Genomic DNA, 6,456 nt, shown 5'->3' with positions numbered 1-6,456 from the left:
AATACGGCGTCGAAGCCACGCCCGCCGCGGGCGCCACTGCCCAAGGCGTGGCGCAGCGCTTCGAACAAGGCGCGCGGCCCGTGCCCGAATGGTGGCAGCGCTACGAATCGGAGGCGCTGAACGCGCTGGTGGCCGAAGGCTTGGCCAACAGCCCGGACCTGGCCGCCGCCGAACGCAACCTGGCCGGCGCGCGCGAGCAATTGCGCGGCGAAGTGAATTCGTCGCTGCTGCCCTCGGTGGACGCGGGAGCCGACGTCTCCCGCCGGCGCGCGCTGACCATGCCGAGCCTGCCCGAACCGACTGCCCAGTACAACGTCTTCACCGGCCAGGTCCACGCCAAGTACGACCTGGACCTGTTCGGCGCGGCACGCTTCGCCAACGCCTCGCTGGCGGCGCAGGTCGAGCAGCAGGCCTTCCAGCTGGAATCGGCCCGCCGTTCGCTCGCCAGCAATATCGTGACCGGCGCCATCACCGCCGCGGCGCTGGCGGAACGGGTGGCGCTGACCGAGAAGCAGGTGGTGCTGGCGCGGCAGGTGGCGCGCGATACGCAGCGCCGCTACGAACTGGGTTCGGCCTCGCAGAACGACGCGCTGGACGCGGACCAGGACGCCGCCACGCTGGAAGCGTCCCTGCCCGGCCTGCGCGCGCGCTGGCATGCGACGCGGCATGCATTGGCGGTGCTGCTGGGCCGCAACCCCGACCAGGCCCCGCCCGACCTGGCTTTCAGCATGCTGGTCGTGCCGCAACAGGTGCCGGTGGTGGTGCCGTCCGAACTACTGGCGGCGCGTCCGGACATCCTGTTCGCCGATGCGGTGGTGCAGGCCGCCGCGGCCGACGTGGGCGTGGCCACCGCGCAGTTGTTCCCCAGCCTGTCCTTGTCCGCGTCCATGGGCCGTGGCGGCTTCAACTGGCCGGCGGCGATGTCCGGCGCGGGCGCCATCTGGGCGATCGGCGCCTCGCTCACGCAGCCCATCTTCCATGGCGGCGCGCTGCTGGCCGAACGCAACGCGGCCAAGGAACGCTACGAGGCGGCATTGCTGCAGTACAAGCAAACCGTGCTGACGGCCTTCCGCGACGTGGCCGACACGCTGTCGCGGCTGGACGCCGACGGGCAGGCGCTGGCCTCGGCCGAGGCTTCGCGCCGCGCTGCGGAGCAGTCCTACCGCAACACCGCCAGCCGCGTGCGGCTGGGCGCGTTGGCGCCTTACACCGAGTATGCCGCCGAGCAGCATTACGTGGCGGCCCGTCTGCGCGAGATCGAGTACGCCAATGCGCGCCTGACCGAAACGGCGGCGCTGTTCCAGGCCATGGGGTCGCCCACGCGCGCCGCGCAGCAGTAGGCTGATCCCGCCGCATGCCGCCACGACCGCGGCGGATTGACACGCAAGCCCTCGCGCTCACGGCGCGGGGGCTTGTTCCTTCATGCGGGTGGCCAGCGCCAGCGACTCGATGCGGCGGGCCGCCGACTGCAGCAAGGCCGTGGTCTTGTCCTGCGCGATGGTGTTGAGCCGGGCCGCCAGGAAGGTGACGGTCAGCGCGCCGAACACGCGGCGGTCTTCCTGGAACACCGGCACCGCGATGCCCGCCCGTTCCGGCGAGATCTCACCCACTCCCAGATAAAAGCCCTGCACCCGGATCTGATCCAGCTTGCCGGTGAACTCGGCCTGCGTCTCCCCCAGGCCCAGCTCGCGGATCTCGTCCGCATGCGCTTCGTACAGGCGGCGCTGGTCCTTGCGCGGCAGGAACGCCACGATGGTCTTGGCCGTGGCGCCGCGAAACAGCGGATGGGCGCGGCCGCGGCCGTGCGGAATGCCCAGTTCGTCGGGTCCGCGCTCGTGATGGATGTTGAGGATGCGCAGGCCGTGGATCACGCTGAGCAGCACGTCGCCGCCCACCTGGTCCACCACCTCGCGCATGATGGGTCGCGCCACGCCCAGCACCGGATCGCCGTCGATGATGAGGTGGTCCAGTTCGATGATGCGCGGCCCCAGCTTGTAGCCCTCGCCGGTCACGCGCAGCAGATAGCCCAGGTCCGTCAGGTCGCGGATGTAGCGGTAGCCCGTGGGCGCCGAATACGACAGGCGCGAAATGATCTCTTCCGCCGACAGCACCGGGGTTTCGAGGCTGAAGAGGTCAAGTATCGCTAGGGCTCGCTTCAGGGTGGACATGGCGGTCGTGGGCTGGGAACAACGCGGGATCGGGCGCAGCGTATCACAGGGGTGAGAGGTCCGCGGCTGCGCCATTGGCGATGCCTATCAGTGCCTGCCACAGAACAAGGCTCGAACTATCGTTTTCCTATTTTTTATCATTTATAGATAAAAACTAATTGGATTGAATTATTTTTTATCGAATAATGATATTCAAGCAATGAGCAGGGGCGGCGCCAAGCACGCCCCTGAGCCTGCGGAAAACATAAGGGGAACATCCATGAAGCAGTATTGCGGCACCAAGGGCGGAATCAGCCGCCGGCATTTCCTGGGGGCTTCGGCCGCCACCTTGGCCAGCGCGGCATTGGCCCGACCCGGCCGCGCCTGGGCGGCCGGCTATCCGGCCGAACGCGCCATCCAGTTCATCGTGCCCTTCCCGGCCGGCGGCGGCACCGACCTGGTGGCCCGTCCGCTGGCCCAGGGCATAGGCGTAGCGCTCAAGCAAAGCGTGGTCGTCATCAACAAGGGCGGCGCCGCCGGCAATATCGGCACCCAGCAGGCCGCGCGTTCCGCGCCCGACGGCTACACCATCGCCCTGGGGTCCACCGGCACCCACACGGTGAACCAGAGCCTGTACGAGAACATCGGCTACGACCCCGTCCAGGACTTCGAACCGGTGTCCATGGTCTGCTACTACAACAACGTGCTGGTGGTGCACCCGTCGTTTCCGGCGCGCACGCTGCAGGAGCTGGTCGCCCTGATCAAGGCTAATCCGGGCAAGTATTTCTATGGCATCACGCAGAACGGCAGTTCCGCGCATCTGGCCATGGAATTGCTCAAGGCCACGGCCGGCCTGGACTTGCCCGGGGTGCCGTACAAGGGCGCGGCGGCTGCCGTCAATGATTTCCTGGGCGGGCAATTCCCCATCCTGATGGACGTGGTGATCAACCAGCAGCAGTTCATCCGCGGCGGTAAATCGCGTCCGCTGGCCGTGACTTCGGCGCAGCGCGCGCAGGCGCTGCCCGAGGTGCCCACCGTGGCGGAATCGGGCTTTCCCGGCTATCAGGCCATAGGCTGGAACGGCGTGTTCGCGCCTGCGGGCACGCCCGCCGCCATCGTCCAGGCGCTGAACGGCGCGGTGCAAAGCGCGCTCAAGCAGCCCGCCATGGAGCAGCTGACGCAGAACGGGCTGGAGCTGCACGGCAGCACGCCACAGGAGTTGAGCCGCTTCGTCGCCACTGAAAGCGAGAAATGGCGCACGCTGATCAAGACCGCCAACATCAAGGCCACCTGATGCAACGCATACCCTACGGCGTCTCCTTGGACGCCCGCTCCAATCCCTGGCTGCCGCTGGACCGCGAGTTGCGCGCGCAGGACTTGCGCGCCGCCGATACCGCACCCGTGCGCGCGGTAGTCTGCGTCACCGTCCACGTGGACGGCCCCGCCGTCGAGGTCGGACGCAAGCAGTTCCCGGCCGGCCCTCATACCGCCGGCCGCTACGCCATTCGCCGCGGCGTGCCGCGGCACCTGGATATCCTGGCGCGCCACGGCATGCCGGCCACGTTTTTCGCCTGCGGCTACGACGTCGAACGCTACCCGGCCACCTTCCACGACATCCTGGAAGCAGGCCATGAAATCGCCGCGCACGGCTATCTGCACGAAGCCTGGGACCTGGGCGAGGACGAACCCGCGCTGCTGGAGAAGACCCACCGCATCATCCAGCGCGAGCTGGGCGTGACGCCGGTGGGCTGGTGCTCGCCTTCGGGCCGCAAGAGCCACCGCACCCTGCCCGCGCTGCGGCGGTTGGGCTATTGCTACGACGCCAGCGAGAAGGACCAGGACCGCCCCTATCTGCCGGCGGACACGGCGGACTTCGTCATGCTGCCCAACAACACGGTCTCGCTGGACGACTATCCGTTTTACTTTTCGGGCCACAGCCTCGCGGCGGAAGCCTACGACAACTGGGTGCAGGAGTTCGAGGCGCTGCGCGAGGCCGAAGGCTATGTGCACCTGACCGTGCACCCCAAGGCCGCCGGAGGTTCCGGCACGCCGGCCCGCGCCGCCGCGCTGGACCGTTTCCTGGCCTATCTGGCCGCCCAACCCGATGTGCACGTGATGACGCTGGCAGCGTTGGCGCGCCACTGCCTTGCCCGCCCCGACGCCTGGAGAAGCGCATGAGCGCCGCAAAAACCTTATTGGTCACCCTGAATGTGCAGGGCATCGGCCCCGAAGCGGCGACCCAGCCTGAAGCCTCGCTGCACGGCCGCGATGCGCATGGCCGCTATACCTATGGCGGCGGCCTGGCGCGCGTGCTGGACATGCTGCGCCGCCAGGGCATACGCGCCACGTTGTTCTGGCCGGTGTTCGAGGCCGAACGCTGCCGCGACCTGCTTGAACAAAGCCTGCGCGACGGACATGAAGCGGCCTCGCAGGGCAATGCCTACGAAGATCTGCCGGCGCTGGGCGAGCGCGAAGGCGCAATGCTGGAGCGAGCCCGTGACCGGCTGGCCGCACTGACCGGTTCGGCCCCGCAAGGCTTCCGCTACGCCAGCGCGTTCACCGCCAACACCGTTCCGCTCCTGCACCAGCTCGGCTACCGCTACGACAGCAGCGCGATCGACGACGACGCCCCTTACGCACTGGACGCGGACGGCGGCCCAGGCATGGTGGAGCTGCCCTGGAGCGAAGGCCTGTGCGACGCCACCCACTTCAGCCGCCGCGTCACCCAGGACCGCGCTTATGCGCATTGGGTGGAACAGGGCGACGCGCTGCTCGCCGCCGATGGCTATGCCTGCCTGACCCTGCACCCGCGCGCGGACAATGGCGTCGGCCGCGCGGCCAGATTGCAGAAGGTCGAGCAACTGCTGCAGCGCTTCCGCGCGGCTGGCGCGGCCTTCAAGACCTGCGCGGAACTGGCCGCCGCCTACCCCCGGACGCGCTGAACGCAGGACGCCCACGGCGTCCTTGCACTGGTAAACCCTGAGCAATATTGGCGCCAAAATAAGCTAACATTTTTTCGCCATCCAATTCCCACTCCCGATTGCGGCGCGGCGCGCCGCCCTATGTCCATGACCCAGATCACCCAATTTCCCTTCGTATCGGTTTCGGGCGCGCCCGAGGCCCGCGGCCGCTCCTACGGCCAGCTAGCGGTTGACCGCGTGCGCAAGAGCGCCAAGATGTACGGCCAGACCCTGGTCGACCTGGGCTATGACGCCATGGCGCGGACCCAGTTGATCAACGGCTTCGCCCGCGAGATCGAGAACTTCGCGCCGCATTACCTGGAAGAAATGCGCGGCATCGCCGCAGGCGCCGACGTGCCTTTCGAAGACATCGTGATGGTGAACGCCCGCACCGAAGTCATCGCCAAGGCCCGCGCCGAAAAAAAGAAAGCTGCTGAACTGGAACCGGGCGACGGCTGCACCGGCGCGCTGATCCTGCCGACGCGTTCGGCCAACGGCCGCCTGATCCACGGGCAGAACTGGGACTGGCGCGCGGAATGCGCCGAGACCGCCATCGTGCTGCGCGTGCGCAACGACAACGGCCCCGACATCCTGACCTTCGTCGAGGCGGGCGGCCTAGCGCGCAGCGGCCTGAACAGCGCCGGCGTTTCGATTACCGCCAACTACCTGGAGTCCGACCGCGACTTCCGCCAGTTGGGCGTGCCGCTGTCGCTGATCCGCCGCAAGGTGCTGGAGCAGGAACACTTCGCGTTGGCGATCAAGACGGTGGCGACCACGCCCAAGTCCTGCTCGAACAACATCATGATCGGCATGGCGGCCGGCTTCGGGGTGGACTACGAGTGCACCACCGACGAAGCCTTCCCCATCTACCCGGGCAGCGACGACCTGATCGTCCACGCCAACCACTGGATCAGCGAAGTGGCGCTGACCAAGCTGCGCGACACCGGCCGCGCCAGCACGCCGGAAAGCGCCTATCGCGACTGGCGCGTGCGCCGGCTGCTGAACGAACAATCCAAGCTGACGCGCGAAGACTTGAAGCGCGCGCTGTTCGATGACTTCGGCGCGCCCTATTCCGTATGCCGTCCGCCGCGCCCCGGCAGCCATGACAACCTGTCGGCCACGGTGGCAATGGTGATCATGGAACCGGAGGCCGGCCTGATGGAAGTCGCGCCGCTGCCGGCGCTGAACCGCAGCTTCACCCGCTACAGCCTGAACGCCGAACCCGAACTGCTGGCCGCCGCCTGAAGCGGCGCGCCCGCGCAACCCCAGGAAGACGTATCGATGAATAAAAATCTATTGAGCGCCGCGGTTGCGCTGGCGCTGGGCGCCGCGGCCGGCGCGGCCTGGGC

The 6,456-nt window shown here is 67.9% G+C and carries 6 protein-coding genes; 5 read left to right on the top strand and 1 reads right to left on the bottom strand.

The genetic code is table 11. The features are described from left to right. Positions 1-1,340: efflux transporter outer membrane subunit (locus tag VIR09_RS27140; RefSeq protein WP_332015685.1), on the top strand; the 1,340-nt coding region annotated here is incomplete at its 5' end. Between the two features lie 57 nt (positions 1,341-1,397). On the opposite strand, the gene VIR09_RS27135 is transcribed toward VIR09_RS27140, so the two are convergent. Next, complete coding sequence (locus tag VIR09_RS27135) at positions 1,398-2,168, bottom strand: IclR family transcriptional regulator (protein ID WP_332015684.1); 771 nt, start codon at positions 2,166-2,168, stop codon at positions 1,398-1,400. Positions 2,169-2,427: 259 nt separating this feature from the next. Between VIR09_RS27135 and VIR09_RS27130 the strand changes: the two genes are divergently transcribed. From VIR09_RS27130 to VIR09_RS27115, 4 genes are all read left to right on the top strand, one after another. Next, on the top strand, positions 2,428-3,441 hold the full coding sequence (locus tag VIR09_RS27130; RefSeq protein ID WP_332015683.1) for a tripartite tricarboxylate transporter substrate binding protein: 1,014 nt from the start codon (positions 2,428-2,430) through the stop codon (positions 3,439-3,441). Beyond that, on the top strand, positions 3,441-4,325 hold the full coding sequence (locus VIR09_RS27125) for a polysaccharide deacetylase family protein (RefSeq protein ID WP_332015682.1): 885 nt from the start codon (positions 3,441-3,443) through the stop codon (positions 4,323-4,325). The genes VIR09_RS27130 and VIR09_RS27125 overlap by 1 nt, the downstream gene beginning before the upstream one ends. Continuing rightward, positions 4,322-5,089 carry a polysaccharide deacetylase family protein gene (locus tag VIR09_RS27120; RefSeq protein ID WP_332015681.1) on the top strand — a complete coding sequence of 256 codons (768 nt, stop codon included), beginning with the start codon at positions 4,322-4,324 and terminating at the stop codon, positions 5,087-5,089. Before VIR09_RS27125 ends, VIR09_RS27120 begins: the two co-directional genes overlap by 4 nt. A gap of 126 nt (positions 5,090-5,215) precedes the next feature. Next, positions 5,216-6,352, top strand: a complete 1,137-nt coding sequence (locus VIR09_RS27115; protein ID WP_332015680.1) for a C45 family peptidase — start codon at positions 5,216-5,218, stop codon at positions 6,350-6,352. Positions 6,353-6,456: the final 104 nt, after the last annotated feature.

It is taken from the genome of Achromobacter sp. (assembly GCF_036567245.1).
Lineage (GTDB): Bacteria > Pseudomonadota > Gammaproteobacteria > Burkholderiales > Burkholderiaceae_B > Achromobacter.
The sequence above is the reverse complement of the archived record's forward strand: the minus strand, read 5'-3'. Positions and strand labels throughout refer to the sequence as shown.

Coding starts and splice junctions, on each gene's coding strand:
- VIR09_RS27135 (WP_332015684.1), bottom strand. CDS start 2,168: ATGTCCACCCTGAAGCGAGCCCTAGCGATACTTGACCTCTTCAGCCTC.
- VIR09_RS27130 (WP_332015683.1), top strand. CDS start 2,428: ATGAAGCAGTATTGCGGCACCAAGGGCGGAATCAGCCGCCGGCATTTC.
- VIR09_RS27125 (WP_332015682.1), top strand. CDS start 3,441: ATGCAACGCATACCCTACGGCGTCTCCTTGGACGCCCGCTCCAATCCC.
- VIR09_RS27120 (WP_332015681.1), top strand. CDS start 4,322: ATGAGCGCCGCAAAAACCTTATTGGTCACCCTGAATGTGCAGGGCATC.
- VIR09_RS27115 (WP_332015680.1), top strand. CDS start 5,216: ATGACCCAGATCACCCAATTTCCCTTCGTATCGGTTTCGGGCGCGCCC.